Consider the following 26,502-nt stretch of genomic DNA (forward strand, 5'->3'; position numbering starts at 1 on the left):
CGGGCAATTGAATTAAAGGATTTAAAGCCTGCTTGTCTTACTTCTTCATGCCATTTGGCTAGTCGAGCTAAACCATAGGTTTGGTCAGTGGTCTTGTCATAAATCTCGGCTAGTTTAATACCCAGTCTGAAGGCTTTTTCAATATCTGGATAGCGTTCAAATAATGGACATGATTGTTACTTGGGGAGTTTTTAAACATTTAAGGAAGGATGTAAATGCCAATGGTATAAAATTGATATTCGCATAATTACTTGACTTAATTGTATTAATCGCTTTTTTATGTATCAAGACCAGTTCTGACATTTTTGATGTTATAGTGTCAGCAATAGGAATTATTTTGGTGCTTGCAGGGGAAAAATGGTTTTTACATTGGCAAACAAAATGAGGCGACAGAAAGGAATAAAGCAAATACCAATACTTGCATACCAGCATTAACAGGTGTTTTAACGCCTATTATTTACTCAATCCGGCCTTTCCTTCTTCATATTCTTGACTGCTGATCTCCCAATCGGCAAAACGCTTTTTAAGAATATCTAGGGGCTTCTCTTGTTTTGTGGAAAAATCAAACTTTTGTCGATTGAAATACCAAAGTGCAATAAAGATTATTATTATCAATCCTAAAATCATAGTTTTTTGTTTTTTATGTATAAATAAAAAGGGGAACCCAATATAATTTCGACGCTCCCCGACTGTAATAGATAAAAAGAATTGTCAATGTTGAACTTGACTCCCCATTTCTTTTTTCTCGTTGTTCATGGTTTCTTTTCCCCTTATCACCATCTTCAGGTTTTTATTCTGAAGATTTCCATTTACAGACAAGCCCAGTGTAATCCAATCGTGCATTCCACCTCTGTAGTAAAGCATTTTGTCAGCCGAATATCCTGCCTTTAATAGGTTTTTTATGGCAGTTGCTGATTGTGGGCATTGAGGTCCATTGCAAAAAAACAAATGTGGGTGATGCTTGCCTAATTCATCTATTCTATTGGTTATCTCATCAAAAGGTATATTTCTAGACCCGGGAATAGTGACACCTTCCATGGTATCTGGTTTTCTGGTATCAATAATTGATAATCCCTGTATTTGGTGATGATATACCTCAATTTCCCCCACGGTTTTCACCTGAGGGGCAGCTTGCATGGGCTGGATACTTCCCCAAGTTATATCAACCTCCACCTTGCCATCTTCCATGCCCTTAGGGATCATGTGGTTTTGCTCCCTTTTTTGTGACCGCAATTGTGAGATGTCTAATTTTCTCATTTTCAGTTCATTTATTTTTTCCGGTTCAAGAAGGCCAGTGGATTCCACTTTTTCATCCACTATTAATAGAGGTGAAAGTGTTGATTGGTATTTTTCCACAAATTCAGGATGTTCTTCAAAATAAATAACCTGATAAGGTATTTCTGCTTGTCTGAGTTGTTCTTCCAACATGGGGCGATGCTGACAAGTTTTAGTTACTACAATTAAAATTTCCATAGTAAAGCTCCTTTTGTTTTTTACTCAAAAAAACTGTTCCGAGTGATTTTAATTCTAATTGGAAGATTTGTTCATCTTCATCTTTCCTGTTATTCCATCCATCATATTCATGCCATTCTTGTATGACTCATCATTCATCATACCATTTTGACGCATCATACCCATCATGCTTTGCATCATCACATGGTTACCCAACATCATTTCTGCCATTTGATTACATTGTGATGAGTCGTTCTGGCACATTTGAATCATGTTTTGCATCATGTCTTGAATTATGCCTGGATTTTCTTTCACCATTTCCTGCGTCATTTGTTGATTGCCTATCATCATACCCATCATCTCCTTGTTGCCCGACATCATCATTTTACCTTGCTCGTTATTCATCATCATGTCCACCATTTCCGTCATCATCTCCTGATTGTTGACAATAGTTTCCATCACTTCTTTTCTTTGGGATTCGTCCGTAAGGACTTGCTCAGTGCTTTGGGACTGCTGACAAGCCGTTAAAAATCCGGTAATTATCATTATAGTTGCGATTTTTATGGTATTTTTCATTTTGTTTGAATTTAAATAAGATTAAAAAATGATTTGTGGTATGTGTCGAACAGATTCAAATAAACACATTTCAAATGTGACCCGGTATCAGCTGTAAACTCTTACATAATTCCAACAAAGAATTACAACAATCACATATAGCTAAGATTAGTTAGGAATTCATCAAACCATATTATTAAGCTTACTTTGTTCTGATATCTACTGGTAAGAATTATTTTTAATTTTGGCAAACTAAATGAATATGCAGAAAGAATAAAGCACGATATCCCAGTCCAATAGTTAAGGGGAACTTCGCCCCTTATATCCCACAGAACAGTTCCGAGACGCGTAGTCCGAGACGCGTAGTCCGAGACGCGTAGTCGTGAACCGCTCGATTCATACGGCGTTCTAAAATCTTGAATTAGGTTCTCACAAACTATAAACCCTTCTTTTTGTGTTTTTTGTCCAGTTGGTTAAGCATTATGTTTGAAAGCATCGAGCTCGGAAAGCTCCCTTGGTAAGGTCAACCAGTCTGCCGCCAGGCAGGTGTCCTTTTGCCTATCGCTGCTACAATTTCAGTTCAGCCTCTTTTCAGAACTTTGGCCTTCGGCAGTATATGTCACCTCTTCTGACCCTATAGCCTCCTTATGTAACTGCTGTTCATAATGAAATTGTCGTCAGTACATAAAACACCGTGACCGGTTGGCGTTTCGATTACTTCAGATGTTTGGTCACCTGTGCCTCCTACTTAGTTTGGGTAACGACTCCCCCTACGGGACTTTCACCCATTGGACTGTTCCGCTTATGAACAAAATTCGTCATTCAAGGCACACACATAGAAATGGCAAAGTCAATTACTGAAAAACTCTTGATTTCTATTAAGCGATTAAGAGAAAATTCCGTCTCTGATAGGTTAAAGCCAATCGATAAGTATTTAAAAAAAATCTACAACTTCTATTAATTGATATAGAAAAAACAGTGCCGCCAGAAGTAGAGACATTGAATGTGTGAATATTGTAAGCCTTCTATAGAATAATATAACATTCCGCTTTAAATCATTTTCACCTTTGTAAAAGAATAGTGTAACACTCAAAAAATGCCAATTGAAAAAAAGCCTTGCGTCAAGAGGTGAAAAGTTCAAAAACAGCGTTCGCTAAGCTTGGCGGGGGCGTTTATTCAATCCGGATTATGCATTGGAGAATCGTAATGAAATGAGTAGTTATATTGGAATAAATCAGTCATTTAAAAGAGATTAGCATAGCGGTTTACCCTGAGCTTGTCGATGGGAAGCAATTTAGCTACGGTCCCGATAAAATCGGGAGATTGCCTAATGCATAAAGCGGGTTTAACCAAGGGTGGAGTCATTATTATAATTTTACTTTTGATATTGTTGCTCTAATTTTTATAATTCAAACGACTAGTAAATATGGGAAATTCACTTTACATAATCGCAGTTATATTGGTAATCGGCTGACTTATTGGCTTCATTGGTTTTGGAGTTGGCGGTTTAATTCATATTCTATTAGTTATTGCAATTGTAGCAATAATAATAAGGATTATTCAAGGCAAAAAAATTTTATGATACAACGAAAATATGGGTTAGTTTAGGGTTATGTGTAAAAAGCAGGGCAATTTGTCCTGTTTTTTTATTTACGGACTGCACGGAGAACACCCATAACCTTTCAGTAGAAGTGTGAATTATGCAATTCATAAAAAATATTATATAACATCAGCCATTGGTATTAAAGCACCTTTACCAGTGAATTATAATTTGTACGAAAAACTTATTTCGAAATGAAAAATATATATACTTTATTACTATTCGTGTTCTGTAGTATTTCTGTCATAAATGCTCAAACCTTATCAATCGGACCTGAATTAGGGGTGATTACATCTAAGTTTAGCTCAAGCAATATTTCAGAAAATAAGATAGGGCTATCCGTTGGAGCTTTCGCAAACTATAGTGTAAATGAGCACATTGGACTAAGAGCCAAGTTGCTTTTCTCTGAACGAGGCTCAAATTATTCTACTTCTGATGCCACAACTAGGCTCAATTATATACAAATGCCAATTTCTTTGATTTACTACTTTGGTGAAATTGGTCAAAAAATACGTCCGAAAATTTATGCTGGACCTTATTTCGGTACTTTGTTAAGTGCCAAAGACCAAAACAAAAATGACATTGTTGATACCAACGGCAATGATGTTTTCAAGAAAAGGGACATTGGTGGTCAGATTGGTTTAGGTTTGAATTATTCACTTAAATCACGCACATGGCTCAATCTTGACCTGGGTTACAGTCAAAGTTTTACTGATATTACTGAATCCGATTCCTCCAACGAACACAATAAGGCTTTAAGCATAAATATTGGCATTAGTATTCCGATAGTTCACAATTGATATTTCCTAGATTTAATTACTAAATGCAACTCCTTTAGGAGAATCATTTAAAGAAGAGAGGGAGGACTTTTGACCCTAGGGCCAAAAGTCCTCCCTCTCGACAACGAAATATTTCATCATACTTTGGGTTGCAACACTCAAAACTGATGGCACATTTAACCCGGTTTATGCGTTGGGGAATCGTTATGAGTTTTAAAATACAATAAATCAGACAATTAAAGAAATTTAGCATACCGTTTACCCTGAGATAATGTCGAAGGGCTAAGATGATTGAGTTTAAAGGGTTTACGAACTGATTTGAAGCAATTTAGCTACGATCCCGATAAAATCGGGAGATTTTCTAATGCATAAATTGGTTTAATCTAAAACAAAACATTTCCTTCTCAAACCTAGCTGTAAACCCTTCCCTTTCTGACACGGATATACTTGCTATAGCATCTCCTAAAATATAGTTGTCGCGTGCTTTCAGAAAGCATTCCAAATCCATATAAAAAGAAGCTTAATCCTCCTTATTATAACAAGAAAGACTGCCCACTTTTTGGGCAAATTAGGGTTTGATATATTTTATATTCTGCAACCAAATCTTACCCAAAACTTTCGAACTCATATCTAAATCTCGAAATTTTCAGTTTTTATTTTCAGTTTCACAAATAGATACAAAACACTTATATAGAGTATACTAACGAAAACTAGAATCTCTTTCAAATAAAAATATTCATAGAAATAATTGATTTATTCAAAACCTTCCCTAACTTGTGGTCGATTTAACTATAAGCTTTTAGTAATAAAGACCAAAAGTTAAATTTGCAATGATTCTATTACGAATTCTCGGAATACTTTAAACCTGAATTGCTTTTTATAAAGCTGACACTTATAAAAAAATGGCGGTCATTCCTAATCAAAACGGGCTAAGAATCCAGAGAATTCTAGGTGCAAAATTTTATGAAAATCAGTATCAAAAACAACCCAATTTCTTAACTATGAAACAAATTTTTACATTCATTTGCTTCTTCGCTATTTTGGGCTTCCAGCCCTTTTTAGCACATTCCCAGAGCCTACAGCTCACGGGTACTATTACAGATATGAGTACTTCCGAGGTCTTACCCGGAGCTACTATAGCCATAAAGGGCACCACCGTTGCTACCATTTCAGATAAAGACGGTAAATACAAAATCACAGCTACTAAAGGTGCTACCCTAGTCATTGATTACATCGGTATGAAAGGCGTTGAAAGGCAAGTAGGAAATGCTGGCGTTATGGATATCGCTCTTGAGGCAGAAAATGTAGACTTGAGCGAGGTAATAGTAGTAGGTTACGGAACGCAGTCAAAAAAGAACTTGATTAGCTCTATTAGTACTATTAAATCAGATGAAATTAAACGGAACCCAGTAGCCGACCTTAGTAATACGCTTGCCGGTAGAGTTACAGGTGTTATTGCAAAGCAAAGCTCAGGGGAACCTGGTAGCGATGGTTCACAAATTTTAGTGCGTGGTGTCTCTACTTTCAATGGTTCTTCTAGCCCGTTGTTTGTGATTGATGGAATTGTAAGATCGCAGTATGATTTTGCCCTTTTAAATCCTAATGAAGTGGAGTCCGTTAATATCTTGAAAGATGCTTCTTCTGCAGCTATTTTCGGGGTTAAAGGTGCTAATGGAGTTATTTTAGTAACCACAAAGCGTGGTTCGGCAGGGAAACTAAGTGTTAATTACAGTGTGAACTATGGTTCACAGTCTGTGGTAAGTTTACCAGACTTTTCAGATTCGTTTACGTATGCTACGCTTTATAATGAGGCTTTAGCAAATGATGGTCGTGAACCACTTTTCACTAACGAAGAACTTACGAAATTCAAAGACGGTTCTGACCCAGATTTATATCCAAATACAGATTGGGGTAAAATAATGTTAGGTGGTTCTTCTCCCATGATTCAGCAAAACCTTTCTATCAATGGTGGAAATGAAAAAGCAAGGTATTTCGTATCTCTTGGGTACTTAAATCAGCAAGGATTGTACAAAACACTTAGCAATAAACGATATAACGCAAGAGCTAACCTGGACCTTCAGCTTACTAAGACTACGCAGTTGTCTGTAGATTTATCTGGAAGAGTAGAAGATAAAGATGCTCCGGTTTCTGGAAGTACTAACATTATGCAAGAGGCCTTTAGAAACCCTCCAATTTTTCCACACCAGTATTCAGATGGGAAATTAGCAAATCCAAGACCTTATCCAAATCCTTTTGCTTTTATTCAAGAAGAGTCTGGATATAATAGGAATAACTATGATGTGCTTTTAACTACATTCCAATTGACCCAAGATATTCCATGGATTGAGGGACTTTCTTTAAAGGGAGTATTGGCATTTGATAAAACCACAGGTTATAATAAACGATGGAGAGATAACATTACGCTTTACGAAAGGCAGCTGGACAATACGCTTATTCCTACGCCTTATTCAAATCCTAGTCTGAATGAGCAGTTCACCCAGTCTTCTGGTACCGAATTACAAGGGCATATTAACTATAACAGAAAGCTGAATGAAGATCATGAAGTATCTGCATTAGTACTTTTCCTTCAAAAGACAAATTATGACAGGTACCTTAATGGTGGTAGAAATACTTATACTACTTCTGCTTTAGATGTGATTAACGCCGGACCATCACTTAACCAATACCTTGGTGGTGGAGGAAACGAATATGGTTTATTAAGTACTGCGGCTAGATTTAATTATATCTACAAAAACAAGTATTTATTACAAGCCAGTGTTCGTCAAGATCAATCAGAAAACTTTGCTCCAGATCAGCGTAAGGGCATTTTTCCTGCAGTTTCTGTGGGCTGGATAGCTTCAGAAGAGTCTTTTATTCGTGATATAGCGGCTATTGACTTTTTAAAGCTGAGAGCTTCTTACGGTAAATTAGGAAACGACCAGATTTCTTCAAGATTTGGGTACTACGCAAGGTATGATTTGGCTAACAACTCTGGTGGATACGCTGGTGGACCTCCATTCAACTTCGGTGGATACGCTTTTGGTGGTCAATATTATTCAGGTTTAGCTCCAGGACCGTTGGCAAACCCAAACATCACATGGGAGACGTCAACCAAAACGGATGTTGGTTTAGAATTTAGCCTTTTAAATAGATTCTTAACGGCAGATGTAGTTTACTTCCACGAGCGTAGAGAAGGTATTTTGGCTCAAAGAAACCTATCTGTACCTACTTCTTTTGGTGCTAACCTACCTACAGAAAACATAGGTATTGTGGTAAACAAAGGTTTTGAGATTAGTTTAAATCATGAGAAACAATTGACCAAAGACTTCTCCTACCATTTAGGAGGTAATATTACTAAAGCTGCCAATAAGATAATATTTGCAGATGAGTCTCCAGGAGTTTCTGATGACTTAAGAAGAACGGGAAGAGCTATCAATGGCTATTATGGTCTTCGTTCTTTAGGTTTATTTGTGGATCAAGAAGATTTTGACAATTCTCCTAAAACCGCTTATACAAACTTAGGACCTGGTGATATCAAATATGATGACATCAACGGTGACGGAAAAATTGACAATGACGACAGAACTTACCTAGGCAAAAACAATATTCCTGGAATTATCTACGGAATAACAGGTGGTGTAGCTTATAAGGCTTTAGAACTGAATTTCTTGTTTCAAGGAGCAGAGCAAGTATATCAGCAGTTGAAATCAAATGCTGTTTGGTCATTCTATAATGGTGGAAAAGTCACCAATGAGTGGTTAGACAGATGGACACCAACGAATACTGATGCTACTTTGCCAAGAGTACTTGTGATAGCAGAGAATAACCAATTAGTATCTGACTTCTGGATTAAAGATGCTTCTTATTTAAGATTGAAAAATGTTGAGGTGGCTTATACTTTGGCACCCAATTTCTTAACTAAAATTGGAGCACAAAACATCAGAGTTTCAGCTTCTGGTCAAAACCTATTAACCTTCACAGATTTACTAAATGTAGATCCAGAAAATACAAATATTGACGGCTGGTACTACCCGCAGCAAAAAGTCTACAACGTAGGCCTAAGTGTTCAATTCTAAATAATATTTGTGAAGAATAAACTTTAAAAAAATGAAAAATAATAAAATAAAAATATTCGGATTGAGCCTAGTCTTGCTTTCGGCCCTTTCCTGTAATGATAAAATACTGGATGTAAAACCTACCTCTTTTGTATCTGATGCTACACTTTGGTCTGATATTAACTTGGTAAACCAATTTGTAAATAATATCTACGGTAGCCTTCAAAGTGGTTTTAATCGTCAAGATTTTGGTTACGGAAGTGGCTTCTCATGGTCTCGAGGAATGTCCATCTTAGGAGCAGGTTCTGATGATGCCGATGGTAAACTAGATGCCAAAATCCAATTATTTAACACGGCAGATATTACACCGTCTTTCACACCTTATGGAGAAGATTTATGGGTAATGAACTATGCCACCATTCGTAAAGCAAACGTACTTTTATCTAGAATAGACGACGTACCTGGAGATGACGCAGTGAAAGAAAGGTATAAGGCAGAAGCATTGTTTTTAAGAGCATTTAGCTATGCCGACCTTATCAAAACTTTTGGTGGAGTTCCGTTAATTACCAATGTTCAAGAAATCACTGATGACTTGCAACTACCACGTAACACCTACGAAGAGTGCGTGACTCAAATCTTAAAAGATTGTGACGCGGCTGCGGCGGTTTTACCTGCTAAATTTACAGGTAAAAATGTAGGAAGAGCTACTAGTTCAGCGGCTCTTGCATTGAAGGCCCGTACTTTATTATACTTTGCTAGCCCATTAAATAACCCAGCGAACGAAACTTCAAGATGGGCTAATGCTGCCAGTATTGCTAAAGAATTGATTGACAAAAATGAGTTCTCTCTGTTCCCTGATTACTATCGTTTGTTCATTGATAATAACAACTCTGAAGTTATCTTCTCAAGACAATTTGTCAAGCCTGACGTAGTTCATCCAGCATCTTATATGCTAGGTATGAGTGCCGGCCTTAGTGATGGTACCTGGGCGGGCTTTGCCCCTACCCAAAACTTGGTAGATTCTTATGAAATGACCAACGGAAAAACAATCACTGACCCTACTTCTGGATATAATCCTCAAGACCCTTATGCCGATAGAGATGCCAGAATGGACCAAACAATCATAAGAAACGGCTCGGAATGGAAAGGAACTACCGTGTATACCTATGATGGAGCTAAAGGTTCTAGCCAGACTAGTTATGGACTGAAAAAATTCTTAGACGATAAGCTAATAATTTCTTCTCAAACTTACCAAGGGCAAGACAATAACTGGATATTCTTCAGACTTGGAGAAGTGCTACTAAATTATGCTGAAGCAAAAAACGAAGCAACAGGTCCAGATGCTAGCGTATACGATGCTATCAACAGAGTAAGAAATAGAGCTGGGCAGCCAAACTTGGCAACAGGTCTTTCTAAAGATGAAATGAGAGAGAAAATCAAGAATGAAAGACGCGTAGAGTTAGTCTTTGAAGAGCACAGATTTTGGGATGTACGTAGATGGAAAGAAGGAATGGCATACTTCAATAAACCTGCCTACATGATGGATATAAAGAGACAAGGCAATGTAGACGTTTATACCAAAAAAGTTTATGAGCCAAGAATTTTTAAAGAGCATCAAAATGTTTTCCCAATTCCTCAGTTTGAAATGGACAAAAACGCAAAATTGACTCAAAATCCAGGATATTAATAAATAGATTAGAGGTTATACAGCAACCTGATACTTATTGGGTTGTTGTATTTTTTAAGTTGATTATAACAAAGTGAAAAAGAGGAATCCATTATTTGATTTTTTTAAGGAAATAGCCAAGCCGTGCTTCGGTGTGGCTATTTCTTTCACTTTACTATTTTCATGTTCTGAAAAAGAAACAAAGCTATTCGATAAATTATCAAGCCAAGAAACAGGAATCTCATTCACAAATCAACTTACAGAAACTAAAGAAAGAAATGTATTAACGTACGAATACTACTATAACGGCTCTGGTGTAGCCACTGGAGACTTAAACAATGATGGTTTTGCTGATATTTACTTTACAGGAAACCAAGTTCCATCAAAACTATACCTCAATAAAGGGGAAGGTTTAAAGTTTGAAGATGTTACTGCCATTGCAAATGTGGCAGGGCGAGAACATTGGAAAACAGGAGTTTCTTTTGTGGATATCAATGCCGATGGCAAACTAGATATTTATGTTTGCTATTCTGGATTTGGTACGGACGACGAACGCAAAAACGAACTCTATATAAACCAAGGAAATAATTCAGATGGAATCCCAATATTCTCAGAGCAAGCAGAAAGCTTCGGAATTGACGCATTTGGAACTTACACAAGTCAGGCACTATTCTTCGATTATGACATCGATGGTGACCTAGACCTATTTTTACTAAACCATGCTAACGGATTTTATTCGCCATTTTTTAATACGAATAAACTAAGAAATCTCCGCCACCCACAATTTGGCAATAGACTTTATAGAAACGACAACAATACATTTACCGACGTAAGTGATGAAGCTGGCATTTATGGCAGCGGAATAAACTTTGGCCTGGGTATAGCCGCCAGTGATATTAATGATGACGGCTACCCTGATCTTTATGTTAGCAATGATTTTGAGGAGCAAGACTTCTGCTATTTGAATAATGGCGATGGCACTTTTAAAGAAGTAGCAAAAACAGTTTTTGCTCACATTAGCAGAAGCACCATGGGGCTTGACATTGCAGATTATAACAATGACCTCAAGCCAGATGTAGTGACTTTAGACATGCTTCCTGAAACTAATCTCCGTCAAAAAACAGTACAAGGAGCCGACCAATACGACAAGTACCAACTCATGGTAGCAAGCGGTTATGGGCATCAAAATACCCGTAACATGTTACAACTAAACCAAGGTTTAGACCAAGAAGAACTACCTGTATTTAGCGAAATAGGGCAACTGGCAGGCGTTTCAAATACGGATTGGAGTTGGAGTGCTTTACTGACAGACCTAGACAATGATGGTTGGAAAGACCTTTTTGTGAGTAATGGGTTTCTAAGAGATTATACGAGCTTGGACTTTGTGAAATACGAGGTAGAAGCAGCCATGCAGCAAGTCGTAAAAGATGGTAAAGACATTTCTACACGTGAGAAATATCAGGAAAATATGCCGCTTTATGATTTGCTCAAAAAAATGCCTTCTACGAAACTGAGCAATTATGCTTTCAAAAATAAAGGCAATCTGAAATTTGTAAACGTTTCGGATTCATGGGGTTTATCTGAACCAGGTGTGTCCAGTGGAGCATCTTATGCAGATTTGGATAACGATGGCGATTTAGATTTAATCGTTTGTAATAACAATGAACCTGTGTGGGTTTACAGAAATAATGCCGAGGTAGTTAATGGCAATTCTTACGTCAAAGTAAAATTACATGGCTCAGGAAAAAACACATTTGGAATAGGTGCCAAAGTTATAATCAGAACAAAAGCAGGACCTCAGTACCAAGAGCTTTATCCAGTAAGAGGCTATCAATCTTCAGTAGATTATACACTCAATTTTGGTTTAGGAAGTGCTAAATCCATTAAAACTTTAGAGGTCATTTGGCCTAGTGGCAAAAGACAAAGCCTAGAAAATATTGGGGTCAATGAATTGGTAGAAGTTTATGAAAAAGACGCTTTAGATGTACTTCATCAAAAAGAAATTCAGCCAACGATTTTTACGGAAATCACAGACCATTCAGGTATTGATTTTACTCAAAAAGAAAACGAATATGTTGACTTTAAACGGGAGTCATTAATTCCTTACGAGCTTTCAAAACAAGGCCCAAAAATGGCCTCCGCAGATGTAAATGGAGATGGGTTGGAAGATATATTTATTGGTGCTCCAGCAGGTCAAAGTGCTGTTCTTTACCTTCAAAATAAGTCAGGAAAGTTTTCTAAATCAAAATCCCAACCTTGGCAATCTGACCAATCGCATGAAGATATCAGCTCATTGTTTTTTGATGCTGATGGCGATGGCGACCAAGATTTATATGTAGTAAGTGGCGGAACAGAGTGGTTACATCCAGTTCCTGAACTTCAAGACCGGATTTATGAGAATGACGGAAAAGGAAACTTCAAGAAAGTAGAAGGAGCTATTCCGGAGGAGATTTACAGCGGAAGCTGCGTAAAAGCAGAAGACTTTGACAAAGACGGTGACTTAGACTTGTTTGTTGGAGCAAGAGCCGTTCCTGGAAATTATCCGCTGAATGGCGGAAATATCATCTTAAGAAACGACTCTGATAAAAACGGCATTCGCTTTAAAAATGTCATTAATCAGGTAGGTAACGAAGCATTGTTTAATGCTGGAATGGTTACAGATGCCATCTGGGCTGATATTGATAAAGATGGCTGGACAGACCTTATTCTTTCTGGGGACTGGATGGCTATCAAGTTTTTCAAAAACACCAAAGGGAAATTCTCTGAAATTACGGAAAGTACAGGCTTAAACGAAAACGATGGATGGTGGTGTAAGCTAGTGGCTGCTGATATTGACAACGACGGCGATATCGATTTTATAGCGGGGAATATGGGTACCAACTCGCAGTTTAAACCAACAGCCAAAGAACCTTTAACCACCTATGTCAATGACTTTGATAATGACGGCAGAACAGACCCCGTAATGACTTGGTTTTTGCAAGGCAAAAGTTACCCTTTCAATTCTCGCGACGAGCTAACCGCTCAAATCCCAAGTTTAAATTCTAGGTTTATCAAATACGCTGATTTTGGCAATGCCACCATTCAAGATATTTTCTCCAAAGAGCAAATTCAAGCTTCAAAGAAATTCAAAATTCATAATATGAACTCCTCCTTAATTATAAACAATGGAGACGGTACTTTCACTGTAAAAGCATTACCCATTGAAGCTCAATTCAGCGTAGCGTCTGGAATCATTTATGATGATTTTGATGGAGACCATATTCAGGACATTTTGATAGCAGGAAACTTCTTCCCATTTAGAGTGCAGCAAGGTAGAATGGATGCCAGTTTAGGTTGCCTTTTAAAAGGAGATGGCAAAGGCAACTTTGTACCAATGAATAAGGAGAAAACAGGCTTGAATCTAAATGGAGATATACGTGACATTATTCAAATAAAAGGAAAGGGCAGAAGACTAATTATAGCCGCTAGAAACAGTAACCATATTCAGGTGATAGAACAAAAAAAATAAAGACTTTGATTAAAAACTATAAATGAAGCAAAACACAATTTACATAACCTTAATAGCCTTTACTGCTGCTATTGGGGGATTTCTCTTGGGCTTTGACGGCTCCGTGATATCTGGAGCAGTACCTTTTTACAAAACAGTTTTTAACCTTGAAGACGGTTCTTTTCTTTTAGGTTTCTCTGTTTCCTGTATTATATGGGGCTCTATTCTTGGCAATCTAATTGCAGGGCCAATGAGCGATAAAATAGGCAGAAAGCCTTCCTTACTTATTGCCGCTGTATTATTTGCTGTTTCAGCTTTAATTTCGGCATTAGCTACCGACATAAACTTCTTCATCTTCGGAAGAATTATCGGTGGATTTGGGGTTGGCGTTGCCATATTGGTAGCACCCGTTTACATAGGCGAAATATCCCCTGCCAAAGACCGCGGTTGGCTGGTTTCGTTTAATCAGTTACTAATTGTGATTGGTTTATCTGCCGCCTACTTTTCAAACTATTTTGTACTAAAAGCTTTTGACGACCCGCTCACCAACTGGCGATATATGTTGGGCATAGAAATTATACCTGCACTTATATATTTCATAGGTATTTTTATAATCCCCGAAAGCCCAAGATGGCTCATGATGAAAGGACGAGAGTCTAAGGCCATGGATGTGCTTATGAAAGTGGGTGATGAGGCTTATGCCAAAGCAGAGTTACAACAAATCAAAAAAACGATAAATCCTGATGGACAAGAAAGCTTAAAGTCCCAGGCATCCTTCTTCTTCTCTAAGAAGATGAGACTGGTTTTAATCATAGGTTTTGGGCTTGCCATTTTACAGCAGTTTTCTGGAATTAATGCCATCCTTTATTACGCTCCTATGGTATTTGAATCTGCTGGAGGAGGTAGAGATGCTGCCTTTATGCAGGCGGCAGTTCTTGGTCTAGTCTTTTTGGTAATGACCATTGTTTCTATGTTCTTGATTGACCGAATAGGCAGAAAACCACTCCTATATGCCGGAGTGTCGCTGATGGCTTTTTCATTGACCTTTACAGGCATTCAATTCAAAAAAGCTCGCTACATCGTCAATTCAGAACAAATTTCGGTCTCAGCCAATACCATTCTTGAAAATGACCTTTGGGCTTTAGCCAAAGAAAATGACAGTAAACTTGCTAATTATGATGGCTTTAAACTGGAAGCTGATAATGCCATTTTCTTCAGAGCAGAAGAAGAAATATCCAGCATCACATTGTCAAATGACAATGCAGCGGCTTTGATTCATAAAAAGAATACGTTCATCAATAGCGTTTCCGTCATTAAGGATAAATCCTTCTTAAATGAGCTAGAATTTTACAGTGCCATTGACCTGTCACTGGCTACTAGCGGCATAGCTTCTAGTAATTACAAACCAGCTCTTTTAAAAGACGGAATCAAAATTAATTCATTTTTGGTGCTATTAAGCATCCTTGGTTTTATCGCTGGTTTTTCTATCTCTTTAGGACCGGTGATGTGGGCTATATTCTCAGAAATATTCCCAAACCGAATTCGTGGATTCGCCATTTCGGCGGTTGGTACTATCAATGCTTTTTCAAGCTTTTTAGTAGCCACATTTTTTCCCGTTCAATTAGCAAATTTTGGTAGCAGTACCACATACTTTATATATGCCGGCTTTATGTTCTTCTGTTTGATTTTTACCTGGAAATACGTGGTAGAAACCAAAGGTAAATCGCTTGAAGAACTAGAAAAACAATTAATAGACTAATGACTTTCGTTAAAAACCCAATTCTAAAAGGATTTAATCCAGACCCCTCTATCATTCGTGTTGAAGATGATTATTACATTGCCACCTCCACTTTTGAGTGGTTTCCAGGTGTCCAAATTCACCATTCAAAAGACCTCGTAAATTGGAAATTAATAAGTAGACCACTTAACAGAATTTCTCAGTTAGATATGAAAGGAGCACCAGACTCTTGCGGTGTTTGGGCTCCCTGCCTTTCTTATGATAATGGCGTATTTTATCTGGTTTATTCCAACGTAAAATCCTTCTCAGGAAAGTGGAAAGACACGCCAAATTTCCTTGTGACTACTACAGAGATTTCTGGCGATTGGTCAGAGCCTGTTTTCTTAGATTCATCTGGTTTTGATGGGAGCTTATTCCATGATAATAATGGTAGTAAATGGTATACAAGCTTACGTGTAGACCACCGAAAAGGGAAAATATTTGGTGGTATTATTCTTCAAGAATATTCTGAAACACTAAAGAAACTGATAGGTTCCAAGCATTACATTTTTGAAGGTTCGGAGCTGGGTCTTACAGAAGGCCCACACATTTATCAAAAGGATGGATATTACTATTTGATAACAGCAGAAGGCGGTACAGAATATGGCCATGCGGCTTCCATAGCTCGCTCAAAAAACTTAGTGGGGCCGTATGAAATTAGCCCAAATGGACCACTGCTAACTTGTAGAAATGAGCCAAACTATTATTTACAAAAAAGCGGACATGGCGACTTGGTTCAAACCAAAACCGGTGAATGGTTTATTGTATTTCTAACCGGTCGCCCTTTAACGCCCCAAGGGAAGTGTATATTAGGAAGAGAAACCTCTATTGAAACCATTAATTGGCCAGATGGTGAGTGGCCTACTTTAGGCAGTGGCTCCTGCATTCCGAGAGTGGAAGTGCCAATAGAAACTGAGGTGGAGCCCATAAATGAAGATGTTAACGAGATTTACTCATTTGATTCAGAGGTTTTAGATATAGAATTTCAGTCGCTCAGAGTTCCTATTGGTTCAGATTGGTTAAGCTTAAGCGAGCCAAAAGGAAAGCTTTGTCTTTATGGCAGACAGTCTTTAAACTCTACCCATGAGCAGAGCTTGATAGCAAGAAGAATTCAGAGCTATAAAATGACCGCAAGCACTAGTCTTCAGTTTAATCCTGAAAGCTTTCAGCAAATGGCGGGTTTGGTTTGCTACTATAATACCTCGCATTATCACTATTTAAATGTGAGTAGAAATGAGGCAGGGCGGCTATGTGTTCAACTGACCTCGCATGACCTTTTTGAGCAATCAGAAGCATTAGGCGAACCACTTGTTTTAGACATGGAAGAGGGTGCCAATATCTACCTAAAAGTAGAAATGAATGGTGCAGATTTACAGTTTTTCTATGCTTTAGAAGTGGACAAGTGGTTAGCAATAGGACAAGTGCTAGACGCCACCATTATGTCCGACGACCACGTGAGAGACGGTGGCCCTAGCTATATGCCAGCCTTTACAGGTGCCTTTGTAGGTCTTTGTTGTCAAGATTTAGAGGGGCACAAACGCCCTGCGTATTTTGATTACTTCACTTACAAGGAAGATGAGTTTGAATTTCCAAGTTCCATAAAAAAGAACCTGTCATGCGAAATATCTTACTAGGAATCATTTCGGTAATCCTAACCGCGGCGTGTACCCAAAAGTCGCAAGAGATAGTGGTGGGGCCTAAGTTTGAGCTTAAAAATGATGATTTAGCCAAGTTTGAACCTCCTACGGGAAAGGTGTTGCTTTTTGTGGGGCAAGAGCTAGAGTCCATTGGCGGTATGGATGAATACTCAGATGGCTATTTCGATTATTTCCAGGCTCCTGCAGGCTTTACAGCCTATACGGGCTTTGGCGGAAATGGTTTGGATGGATTAACTTCTACCGCAGACTGGGGTGATGGTCCTGAAAATATGTCGCTCTTAGTGGATGATGCCGATTTTGACAATTCATGCTTATCCATCGGACTAGACATTGCCAACGGCGGAGATGAAAAAACGGCAAAAGGAGATTATGACCATTTGATTATAAGGCTAGGCGAATGGATAAAAGCATTGGGCAATCGCCCTGTTTTTCTTAGAATCGGTTATGAATTTGACGGCCATGACTGGAATCATTACAAAAGTGAGTTTTACAAACCCGCATACAGGCGTATCCATCAGAAGTTCGAAGAAATGGGTATTGAAAATGTGGCTTACGTTTGGCAGTCGAAAGGTGGAGGTTCTACCAGAGCAAACATGGAAGAATATTACCCCGGAGATGATGTGGTAGACTGGGTTGGCTTTTCATTTTTTACGGCAGGAGAGGTTAATCATCCTATGATTGAGTTTGCTCGCGATCATAAAAAACCTTGTTTCATAGCCGAGGCCAGTCCAGTAATTTTGGATAATAAAGGCACCAGTATCCATCTCGACCTAACTAAAACGGAAGATGCTCAAAAAGCATGGAACGAGTGGTTTACGCCATTTTTTAATACAGTGAGAGTAAATTCTGATGTGATAAAAGCCATTCATTACATTAACTCCCCATGGAAAACGCGTCCGCAATGGCAAAACAATCCATTCTTTAAAAACATTGACGCCAGAATAACCCAAAACGATTACATGAAAACGCAGTGGTTATCTGAAATCAACAAAGAGCGGTATCTGATAGCTTCAGATACACTATTTACTTACCTATCAAAAAAATAAACGAATCTAGAATCAACGATATGAACATGCTTAAATCAACCATATTACCACTTGTTTTACTTGCAGTTTGGTCTTGCAAAAGTCAACCAACGGAAGATAAAGAAACTGTAACTCGGGCTAAATTTGAACCTGTCGATGGTGAAGTCATACTTTTTGCTGGTCAAGAATTAGAAGCCGTGGGTGGCTTAGATAAATACTCCGACGGATATTACGATCATTTACCTGCTCCTGGCGGATACACGGCTTATACCGATTTTTTGACTGGTCATGAATCTTTTGGTTTTATGCACAAAGGTTTAGATGGCCTGACCACTACGGATGATTGGGGCGATGGCCCAGAAAACATGTCGCTAGCTCTTTCTGATTCTGATTTTGACAATTCTTGCTTAGCCATAGGTTTAGATATGAGCCAAGGCAATGACAGCATTACAGCTATTGGAGGTCACGACCAATTAATTCACCGACTAGGAAACTGGCTAAAAGAACTTGGAGAACGTCCTGTTTTCTTGAGAATTGGCTATGAATTTGACGGTTACGACTGGAATTTTTACAAAGCAGAACATTACATCCCTGCTTACAGACGTGTTAAAAATAAACTAGACAGCATGGGAGTCACCAATGTGGCATACACTTGGCAGTCGAAAGGCAAAGGAGCTAACCGTGAGACCTTTGATAAGTTTTACTCTGGAGATGAATATGTGGACTGGGTAGCTTATTCTTTTTTTACGCCAGATGATGCAAATCACCCTATGATTCAGTTTGCCCGTGACCATAAAAAGCCATTATTTATTGCAGAATCAACCCCTGTACTTTTAGACTCAAAAGGAGTAAGTCAGCATCTTGATTTAACCAAAACAGCAGATGCCGAAAGAGCGTGGAAAGAATGGTTTAGGCCTTTTTTCAAGACCATCAATGATAACCCAGACGTAATAAAAGCCATAAGCTATATCAATGGCAACTGGAAGTCGAGGCCAATGTGGGAGAATAATAATTTCTTCAAAAATATTGACGCTAGGCTTACTGAAAATGAATTCATGAAAAGCCAGTGGCTTAAGGAAACTAACCAAGAAAAGTACCTAAAATCGTCTGATAAGCTTTTTGAAAAGTTAAATACGAAGTAACCCTTATAATATTCAACCCTATGTATAAAACAATTTTAACGGCCCTTTTACTGAGCATTTGCACGCAAATTAGTTTTGGCCAAAGCAGGTCTAGAACAGACTGGAATTTTAATCCAGAATGGAAAAATACGACCCAATACGCTAAAGTATATGTGGTAAATCAGAAGCACCCAAAAGCGTCTGATAGCAATGTTGGAACGGAAGACGCTCCCTTTAAAACCATCAATAAAGCCGCTCAGGTGGTGAAAGCAGGAGAGAAAGTACTTATTCATGCTGGTGTTTATAAAGAAACCATCAAACCACTTCATAGTGGAAGCTCAGAAAGTAAGATGATAGCCTATGAAGCGGCTAATGATGGAGAGGTGATTATCAAAGGTTCTACAGTCATTGATCAAGCTTGGATTCAACGTTCCATTTATACGGATGCCGCCAGAGACACTTCCAGAAGTTATACGTGGTCACGAAAAACCTGGATGGTTACCCTGGACGACTCTTTTTTCAGCGATGGATATTTTCCGCTTAAGCTGATGAATATTGAGCCAGACGAATATCCAATGATGCCTTGGGCAGAAGGAGTGAAGGAAATCACACCTTATAACAGCACCAGAGGTTTAGTTTTTCAAAACGGAAAGCGTTTGACCCAACTAACAGCTTATGGAGATTTGGCCAGAGTGCCGGGTAGTTTTTGGATAGACAAAGACCAAAAGACCTTACACATTCATGCTTTTGATAGTGGTAACCCTAATGGCTCTTTGGTAGAAATTGGCGTAGCCGAGCACCTATTCATTCCACAAAGCATTGGTTTAAATTATATCCAATTAAAGGGTTTGACTTTTGAGCACTGTGCCAATGGCTTTCTTCGTACCAGTACCGGAGCGGTAACGTCTTTGGGTGGGCACCACTGGATTTTTGAGAACAATACCTTTAGACAAATGAACTCGTCTGCATTGGAGTTTGGCTATTATGCCTTTGAAGAAATTGACACCAATCCTCTAAATGTAAAATCACCAAGAAAAAAGAATAATGCCATAGGTGGAATGATTATTAGAAACAACACGATTTCTGATTGTGGAACGGCAGGAATGCGAAGCTATGTGGTGCATGATGCTTTAATAGAAGGTAATCACATATATAATTGCGGCTGGCAAGACGCCGAAAACTATTGGGAAGTGGCAGGCATAAAAATCTTAAATGTGACCAACAGCCTGATAAGAAGAAATTACATCCATAATATTACTGGCGGAAACGCTATTTGGCTAGATTGGGATAATAATGGCTCACGGGTGAGCCAAAACATTATTCATGATATTGCTACGGTGCAGGGCGGTATTTTTATAGAAGCTTCGCAATATCCAAACATGGTTGACAATAATTTTATTTGGAATGTAGATGGCAATGGCGTCTATGTTAACGACTCAGATTCTGTGAAGATTTATCATAATTTGATAGCCAATTTTACGGGCATTGCCGTTCATGGCGTGGCACCTACCAATAGGTCATTGAATGGCAAAAGGCTAGTTTCTGAAAACCATCATGTAGCTAATAATATCTTTATCAATGGTAAGGTTTCGCACATTAGCAAGTCTTATATCCAAGAAAATAACCTTTATGTAAACAGCATACAGCCAGACCTCTTTACGGCTGAGGCTTTAAAAACGGCGGGTGAACAAAGTAGCAGTACACATCAGTTTGGTTTTGGGAATTTTGTACAAACCGGACTTTATTTTGACTGGACTTTTACAGAAAACCTACCATTAGTGCCAAGGCTTAGAGAAGTAGACAAAGACCTGAAAAATAAACCTAAAACGGAGAAACTAACTTACCCGGGCCCTTTTAATAATTTATCAAAAAAGTATTCAACCTTATTAAACGAACAGTAAAAATGACAAAATTCAAAAATGTATTAATCACAGGATTATTGTGTACCGCGGCCATGAACGTAGGTTTTGCTCAGACAACCATAGTGGTAGAAGCAGAGAGCTTTTCTAAGCAAACCAAAGACGACGTCAGAAAGTGGTATGTAAAATCAGACCCAAATGCTTCTGGAAAAAGCTTCATCCAGATTTTGCCAGACACCAGAGTAACACATGATGACGAGCTGATAGTAGGTACAAGTTTTTCTAACACCCCAGGAGTGTTAGCCATAGTATCTTACGATGTCAAAATTCCTAAAGCAGGAAGGTATTATGTGTGGGCTAGAGCACTTTCTACAGGAACAGAGGATAATGGAGTGCACGTAGGAATAGACGGTACATGGCCAGAAACTGGAGCAAGGTTACAGTGGTGTGATGGAAAAAATCAATGGTACTATGAAAGCAAGAAGCGTACTGAAGAAGTACACTGCGGCGTGCCACATCTTATCTATTTAGACATTGAGAAAGCAGGAAAGCATACCATTCAGTTTTCTATGAGAGAAGATGGTTTTAAAATGGATAAGTTTATTTTAACAATGGATAAAAACTATCAGCCTAAAAATTAAGTGGGATTAAATAGAGAAAAGAAGAGGCTGTCTCATTTCAATAAGATGAGGCAGCCTTATCTTGAGAGAGCCTCCAGTAAAATTTTCAAAAGGAAGTTGCCCTGATGCAAAAATGGAGGTCTGAGCGTTGTCCTGATAAATAGTACCTTCAATAGGTAAAGTAACTAATTCTTCATATTATGAAAAAACTTTGTTCGGAAGAAAAAGAGAAATTAGGCATAATAATGCCAAGAAAATACTTTTGGTGTTCATCATTAAAATTGTGTTTAGCGGTTGACAGATTGAAGGTAACTACGGGTTGAGATATATGGAATATCAAGCTTTTTCTCTGTATTCATTAATTTTATAATCTCATTAGCAATAATGAGATGCCCTAAACTCGAAGGATGAATTCCATCGGTAGAATAGAAATCACCCTCTGGCCATCTTCCATCAACTTTTACACCATCGTATGTTACATAATTTCCTTTGCTAACGTCAGAGTATAGTTTTCCTAGGTCAAATGCTTGATAGCCAAAATACTCTGCTAAAAAGTCCATTTCCTCATTATATCGAACAATTAATGTGTTTGAATTTTGATCAAAATTCCTTGCCACTCCAAATCCAGTAGGCAGTGGATTTTCGGGTGACAAACCTTTTTTTAGTGCTACATGCACCTTGGGACTCAAAAGACTATCGGCTGCAGAACTAGGCAAAAAAAACAAATCCCTTCTTGCTGAACCAGAAATAAGACTGTTATCTTCTGGGCTACCTCTAAAAAGATTAGTGCTTCCATACAGCTTTTCAAAATACGCTATTCCAAAAGTAGAGTATCTCGGGATTTCCGTAATCAAGGGGAGTTTGAAAATGACTCCATTCTTAACTCCTTGGTCTCGAAAGTATTTCAAAATTTTCACATGATTGGCAACAGGGTTGTAGTAAAGCGACTCATCAATTTCAATGGCTCTAGGAATCTGATTGTCCGATCCTAACTTCAAAGTGGAGGGAGTAGTCTCTGGCTCTTCAATAAGTTCCAGCCATCCAAACTCAAAGGTGAAAAAATCAGGTTTTTTCGCCTTTATAAACTCTTTTAGGTTAGTATTTATTCCTAGTCTTTTTCTAAGCTTATCGGCTACGAGAGAATTATTAGAGTAATCTCCCGCTTCATGCCTGCTAAAAGTTTCATTTAAATTGAAATGATTGTAAGAAGCTTCCGGAACAGTCAACTGATCTACTAGGTCTTCTGCTCTTGAAAACCCAGATGATAAATCACTTCCTAAAGGATTGACCAGATTATTTGTCACATAATTAGTTTTTGGGAAAGGCCCTCCACTAAAATTAGTTTCAGTTTTAACTTGCCTTCCAAAACCGTTATATTCTTCTTTATTGAAAGCTGGCGTTTTAAAGTTTTCAATTCCCATTTGTCTGGCAATAAGGTTAGGAAAAGACATCTCAATTCCTTCATTAAAATATCCCCCACCTTGGAGTCCTGCACTAAGGCTTCCTCCAATAGCTAAATATTTAAAACTTTCTGAGTCAGTTGACTTAATAGCCTCTAAATTTGGCTTAACGGCTGGTTTAGGAATAAAGTTAAGTGGACTATTGTATGTCACGATTGTATCACCAACAACAATTGATTTCTTAAAGTAGGTGTCATTTACTTGCCTAGAATCAATTAAGTCTGATGATTTTGTTAGGACAGTGTCTCCATCTATAATGGAGAATGATAAATCAGGAATTTCGGGTAATAAATCAGCGGAATTACAGCTTAACATGGAAGCGGTAATTAAAGCAGTTGCGAGAAATGTCAGTATGAGTTTTCTAATCATGTGAACGATAAAGTATAAACATAGCGAGTTGCAGTGATTCAAAAGTAATTATAACGGATAGAGTACTGGAAGAACAGAGACCAATAATTCTAATTGGTCGACTAATGTTTCATTTTCTAATTCTAAGATCAATACGAATTTATTGTATAAAATTACCTTGATTTTGTTTTATTATTGAGATACCAATTGACTCTTTAAGGGTATAGATTTTTATTAGGCAGGATTGAGGTTCTACTTATTTACTCCAATAGCTCATTTGTCCAAATTTAACTTCTTTCTTTATAAATCGTATTTGTCTTTCAGGTCTCTTGCGATTTGACTTTTATTTTTTTTCGTTTCTATAATTTTTGGATTAGAGATTTATATTTTGCTACACTTCCTTTTTTATGACCTTTCTCTAATTTGCTAGTAGCTATTCTTAATGTAACTTTACAGCTTAACCTAGCACCAAACAGCTCTTGAAACTTTCTGACGAAATAATTGACGCTTTATCAATTGACTGTGTCATTTTTGGCTTTAAAAACTCTGAATTGTACGCACTTTTAGTAAAACACGGGCAAGGTCCTACTAAAGGTCAATGGGCACTTCCTGGTAGCTGGATTAAATATAATGAGAGTTTGGATGAAGCGGCTAGCCGAATATTATCTTCTCAAACAGCCTTAGGTAATGTATTTCTAGAGCAGTTCAAAACCTTTGGTGATTTAGAACGATTTCCAGACAAGCGAGTTATCACCATCACTTATTATGCACTGGTAAATATTGATAAGTTTCAGTTGGAAGCAGGGCCTTCTGTTACAGATGTACTGTGGTTTAATGTAAGGGAAGTGCCTAGCATGAGTTTTGACCACAATCATATTCTCGATAGCTGTTTCGCTCATCTTCAGCATAAAATTCAGCATGAACCGCTAGGTTTTAATCTACTTCCTGAGAAATTCACACTCTTACAACTGCAAGAACTTTACGAGGCCATTCTTGGTCAAAAACTAGATAAGTCGAACTTTAGACGCAAGTTCTCAAAAATGAATCTTTTGGTTTCATGCAATGAAAGAGAGCAGGACGTTTCTCACCGTGCGGCTATGTTATACAGGTTTGATGAAGCTATCTATAATAAGCTCATTGAAAAGGGTTTTACGTTTGAAGTCTAGTCATCTTGATTTGGATAATAGAATAGCATAATTATCTACAAAACGCTAGAGGCTCATTGTCGTTCAGAATATATAGTTTAGCTTTTGGTATTCCCGAGGAATAAGCTCAGTTTGAAAGAAGTAGTATGTGTAAAAGCTTCATTACTAGTTTGTATAAGCTGATTTGCAATGTGCTCACCATTCTCATTATTATTCACTGCCTTTTTGTATTAAAAGGAAAAACGTTAAATAAGCCAGTATAAGGTCATAAATTTAATTTTTTGGCCTTATTTTAGGCATTCGTTACAACCCTATAAAAATTTATAATGCATTTTTCTCCTTCCGCTTTAATTGACAAAAGTCAGTTGACAAAACTCCAATACGGTACTATCCTCATTTGCTTTTTAATGAACATGCTAGACGGCATGGACGTTTTAGTGATTTCCTATACCGCACCCGCCATTGCAAAAGCTTGGTCTATTTCCCCAGAAACGTTGGGGGTGGTTTTTGGTTCAGGTCTGGCAGGAATGACCCTCGGAACTCTATTAATAGCTCCCTTTGCCGACAGAATAGGCAGGAAAAACATGATTCTCATAAGTGGAATCATCATGGGTATTTCCATTTATTTAACAGGATTTGCCACCAGTATTAATGAATTATTGATTTATAGGTTTTTTGCAGGTCTAGGCATAGGCTGTATGTTGGCTAGTACGGCAGCTTTAACCTCCGAATTTACGCCCAACAGATCTCGTAATTTCTGGGTGAGTTTTGTTATCTCTGGTTATCCAGTAGGAGCCGTGGCATCAGGATTGGTGGCCGCAAAGGTAATTCCGACACAAGGCTGGGAAGAGATGTACCATTATGCAGGCTATGCCTCATTGGTTTCTATTCCCTTAATTATCTTTTTTCTGTCGGAGTCATTAGAGTTTTATATCAAAAAGCAACCTAAAAATGCTTTACAGAAGATAAATGTCATCTTGAAGAAGATGGAATTCGAGCAAATCACTGAATTACCTGCTAAAGCCGCACCACAATCGGCCATTGCAGTAGGTAAACTACTTACTGGCAAATATAAGATTCCATCTTTACAGTTATGGCTTGCACTTTTCATGGCTTTTGGAGCATTGTTCTTTATGACCAGCTGGATACCCAAATTAGCTACAGACGCAGGTTTATCTATGGAGTTGGCCATTTATGCGGGTACAGTATTTAATGTGGGGGCTTTCTTTGGCATAGTGACCCAAGGGTACTTTTCTAGCAAATATGGCTTGAAGAAGACCATTGGAATAATACTTATTCTAACCGCCGTTTTAATGGCTTGTTTTGGCCTCTTTGTAGGTTCCGATTATATCTTACTGGTGTTTGCTTTCTTAGGTTTTGGAATACAGGGTGGCTTTGTTGGTCTTTATGCCTTTGCAGCCAGAATGTACCCTACCGAGATAAAAACCACAGGAATTGGCTGGGCCATGGGTGCTGGAAGGTTTGGCGGAATCGTAGGACCAGCCTTGGCAGGTTTATTAATAGGAATGGGATTGACGATCGGAACCAACTTCCTAATCTTCGCTATTCCCGCTTTAATAGCAGGCATCATGACCTGGATCAATAGCTCGGAAGATGTGAGTTAATTTGTTGTCTTAGTTAAAATTCAAGATTCTTACACTTTTCAAACTGTCATTCTCATGCACGGTTTGGCGGAGCTATGGACACAAATCATATTAACAAAAGCTATATTTAAGAAATGTAAAGAGGAAGTCTCGTAAGTAAAAAGTTAGCTCTGAGAATTACTTATTTGAAAATCTTCTTAGATAGGAGTACAAGTAAAAAGAGGCTGTCTCACACTTTTGAGACGGCCTCTTGTTTTTATAGGCTTCATTTCCAACAAAAATGTAACAATC

Annotated in this window: 16 protein-coding genes and 1 pseudogene; 13 read left to right on the plus strand and 4 right to left on the minus strand. The window is 38.1% G+C overall.

Annotated features, from left to right (window positions below; translation table 11 throughout):
• Nucleotides 1-453: 453 nt before the first annotated feature.
• The 3 genes from ACTBZY_RS18735 to ACTBZY_RS18745 form a co-directional block, all read right to left on the minus strand.
• Entirely contained in the window at nt 454-627 is a 174-nt protein-coding gene (locus tag ACTBZY_RS18735; RefSeq protein ID WP_463047892.1) for a hypothetical protein, read from the minus strand.
• Nucleotides 628-711: 84 nt separating this feature from the next.
• Nucleotides 712-1,473 (minus strand): rhodanese-like domain-containing protein, encoded by a 762-nt coding sequence (locus tag ACTBZY_RS18740; RefSeq protein WP_463047893.1) that lies wholly within the window; start codon nt 1,471-1,473, stop codon nt 712-714.
• A 54-nt stretch (nt 1,474-1,527) separates the two neighbouring features.
• The gene (locus ACTBZY_RS18745) at nt 1,528-2,028 is read right to left on the minus strand and encodes a hypothetical protein (RefSeq protein ID WP_463047894.1); all 501 of its coding nucleotides are present in this window, start codon (nt 2,026-2,028) and stop codon (nt 1,528-1,530) included.
• A gap of 1,405 nt (nt 2,029-3,433) precedes the next feature.
• Between ACTBZY_RS18745 and ACTBZY_RS18750 the strand changes: the two are divergent.
• From ACTBZY_RS18750 to ACTBZY_RS18800, 11 genes and pseudogenes are all read left to right on the plus strand, one after another.
• Nucleotides 3,434-3,589, plus strand: a pseudogene (locus tag ACTBZY_RS18750) (lmo0937 family membrane protein).
• A gap of 212 nt (nt 3,590-3,801) precedes the next feature.
• Nucleotides 3,802-4,407, plus strand: coding sequence for a porin family protein (locus ACTBZY_RS18755; RefSeq protein WP_463047895.1), 606 nt, complete (start codon nt 3,802-3,804; stop codon nt 4,405-4,407).
• 980 nt (nt 4,408-5,387) lie between these two features.
• Complete coding sequence (locus ACTBZY_RS18760) at nt 5,388-8,462, plus strand: SusC/RagA family TonB-linked outer membrane protein (RefSeq protein WP_463047896.1); 3,075 nt, start codon at nt 5,388-5,390, stop codon at nt 8,460-8,462.
• Between the two features lie 31 nt (nt 8,463-8,493).
• Nucleotides 8,494-10,128, plus strand: a complete 1,635-nt coding sequence (locus ACTBZY_RS18765) for a RagB/SusD family nutrient uptake outer membrane protein (RefSeq protein ID WP_463047897.1) — start codon at nt 8,494-8,496, stop codon at nt 10,126-10,128.
• Nucleotides 10,129-10,201: 73 nt separating this feature from the next.
• The gene (locus ACTBZY_RS18770) at nt 10,202-13,615 is read left to right on the plus strand and encodes a VCBS repeat-containing protein (protein WP_463047898.1); all 3,414 of its coding nucleotides are present in this window, start codon (nt 10,202-10,204) and stop codon (nt 13,613-13,615) included.
• A 22-nt stretch (nt 13,616-13,637) separates the two neighbouring features.
• On the plus strand, nt 13,638-15,353 hold the full coding sequence (locus tag ACTBZY_RS18775; RefSeq protein WP_463047899.1) for a sugar porter family MFS transporter: 1,716 nt from the start codon (nt 13,638-13,640) through the stop codon (nt 15,351-15,353).
• Nucleotides 15,353-17,005 (plus strand): glycoside hydrolase family 43 protein, encoded by a 1,653-nt coding sequence (locus ACTBZY_RS18780; protein WP_463047900.1) that lies wholly within the window; start codon nt 15,353-15,355, stop codon nt 17,003-17,005. Before ACTBZY_RS18775 ends, ACTBZY_RS18780 begins: the two co-directional genes overlap by 1 nt.
• A complete protein-coding gene (locus ACTBZY_RS18785; protein WP_463047901.1) occupies nt 16,987-18,075 on the plus strand; it encodes a glycosyl hydrolase in 1,089 nt (362 codons plus the stop codon). The genes ACTBZY_RS18780 and ACTBZY_RS18785 overlap by 19 nt, the downstream gene beginning before the upstream one ends.
• A gap of 26 nt (nt 18,076-18,101) precedes the next feature.
• Nucleotides 18,102-19,196: a glycosyl hydrolase gene (locus ACTBZY_RS18790; protein ID WP_463047902.1), complete on the plus strand. Its 1,095-nt coding sequence runs from the start codon at nt 18,102-18,104 to the stop codon at nt 19,194-19,196.
• 20 nt (nt 19,197-19,216) lie between these two features.
• Nucleotides 19,217-21,076 carry a right-handed parallel beta-helix repeat-containing protein gene (locus ACTBZY_RS18795; protein ID WP_463047903.1) on the plus strand — a complete coding sequence of 620 codons (1,860 nt, stop codon included), beginning with the start codon at nt 19,217-19,219 and terminating at the stop codon, nt 21,074-21,076.
• Between the two features lie 2 nt (nt 21,077-21,078).
• A complete protein-coding gene (locus ACTBZY_RS18800; RefSeq protein ID WP_463047904.1) occupies nt 21,079-21,675 on the plus strand; it encodes a hypothetical protein in 597 nt (198 codons plus the stop codon).
• Between the two features lie 266 nt (nt 21,676-21,941).
• On the opposite strand, the gene ACTBZY_RS18805 is transcribed toward ACTBZY_RS18800, so the two are convergent.
• Nucleotides 21,942-23,483 carry a hypothetical protein gene (locus ACTBZY_RS18805; RefSeq protein WP_463047905.1) on the minus strand — a complete coding sequence of 514 codons (1,542 nt, stop codon included), beginning with the start codon at nt 23,481-23,483 and terminating at the stop codon, nt 21,942-21,944.
• A gap of 458 nt (nt 23,484-23,941) precedes the next feature.
• Between ACTBZY_RS18805 and ACTBZY_RS18810 the strand changes: the two genes are divergently transcribed.
• Both ACTBZY_RS18810 and ACTBZY_RS18815 read left to right on the plus strand, forming a co-directional pair.
• Nucleotides 23,942-24,628 (plus strand): NUDIX hydrolase, encoded by a 687-nt coding sequence (locus ACTBZY_RS18810; RefSeq protein ID WP_463047906.1) that lies wholly within the window; start codon nt 23,942-23,944, stop codon nt 24,626-24,628.
• Between the two features lie 305 nt (nt 24,629-24,933).
• Complete coding sequence (locus ACTBZY_RS18815) at nt 24,934-26,232, plus strand: MFS transporter (protein ID WP_463047907.1); 1,299 nt, start codon at nt 24,934-24,936, stop codon at nt 26,230-26,232.
• Nucleotides 26,233-26,502 lie beyond the last annotated feature (270 nt).

The organism is Arcticibacterium sp., from assembly GCF_055134445.1.

Excerpts from the sequence above, each read along its gene's own strand:
- ACTBZY_RS18735 (WP_463047892.1), bottom strand. The coding sequence starts at position 627 with ATGATTTTAGGATTGATAATAATAATCTTTATTGCACTTTGGTATTTC.
- ACTBZY_RS18740 (WP_463047893.1), bottom strand. The coding sequence starts at position 1,473 with ATGGAAATTTTAATTGTAGTAACTAAAACTTGTCAGCATCGCCCCATG.
- ACTBZY_RS18745 (WP_463047894.1), bottom strand. The coding sequence starts at position 2,028 with ATGAAAAATACCATAAAAATCGCAACTATAATGATAATTACCGGATTT.
- ACTBZY_RS18755 (WP_463047895.1), top strand. The coding sequence starts at position 3,802 with ATGAAAAATATATATACTTTATTACTATTCGTGTTCTGTAGTATTTCT.
- ACTBZY_RS18760 (WP_463047896.1), top strand. The coding sequence starts at position 5,388 with ATGAAACAAATTTTTACATTCATTTGCTTCTTCGCTATTTTGGGCTTC.
- ACTBZY_RS18765 (WP_463047897.1), top strand. The coding sequence starts at position 8,494 with ATGAAAAATAATAAAATAAAAATATTCGGATTGAGCCTAGTCTTGCTT.
- ACTBZY_RS18775 (WP_463047899.1), top strand. The coding sequence starts at position 13,638 with ATGAAGCAAAACACAATTTACATAACCTTAATAGCCTTTACTGCTGCT.
- ACTBZY_RS18780 (WP_463047900.1), top strand. The coding sequence starts at position 15,353 with ATGACTTTCGTTAAAAACCCAATTCTAAAAGGATTTAATCCAGACCCC.
- ACTBZY_RS18785 (WP_463047901.1), top strand. The coding sequence starts at position 16,987 with ATGCGAAATATCTTACTAGGAATCATTTCGGTAATCCTAACCGCGGCG.
- ACTBZY_RS18790 (WP_463047902.1), top strand. The coding sequence starts at position 18,102 with ATGCTTAAATCAACCATATTACCACTTGTTTTACTTGCAGTTTGGTCT.
- ACTBZY_RS18795 (WP_463047903.1), top strand. The coding sequence starts at position 19,217 with ATGTATAAAACAATTTTAACGGCCCTTTTACTGAGCATTTGCACGCAA.
- ACTBZY_RS18800 (WP_463047904.1), top strand. The coding sequence starts at position 21,079 with ATGACAAAATTCAAAAATGTATTAATCACAGGATTATTGTGTACCGCG.
- ACTBZY_RS18805 (WP_463047905.1), bottom strand. The coding sequence starts at position 23,483 with ATGATTAGAAAACTCATACTGACATTTCTCGCAACTGCTTTAATTACC.
- ACTBZY_RS18815 (WP_463047907.1), top strand. The coding sequence starts at position 24,934 with ATGCATTTTTCTCCTTCCGCTTTAATTGACAAAAGTCAGTTGACAAAA.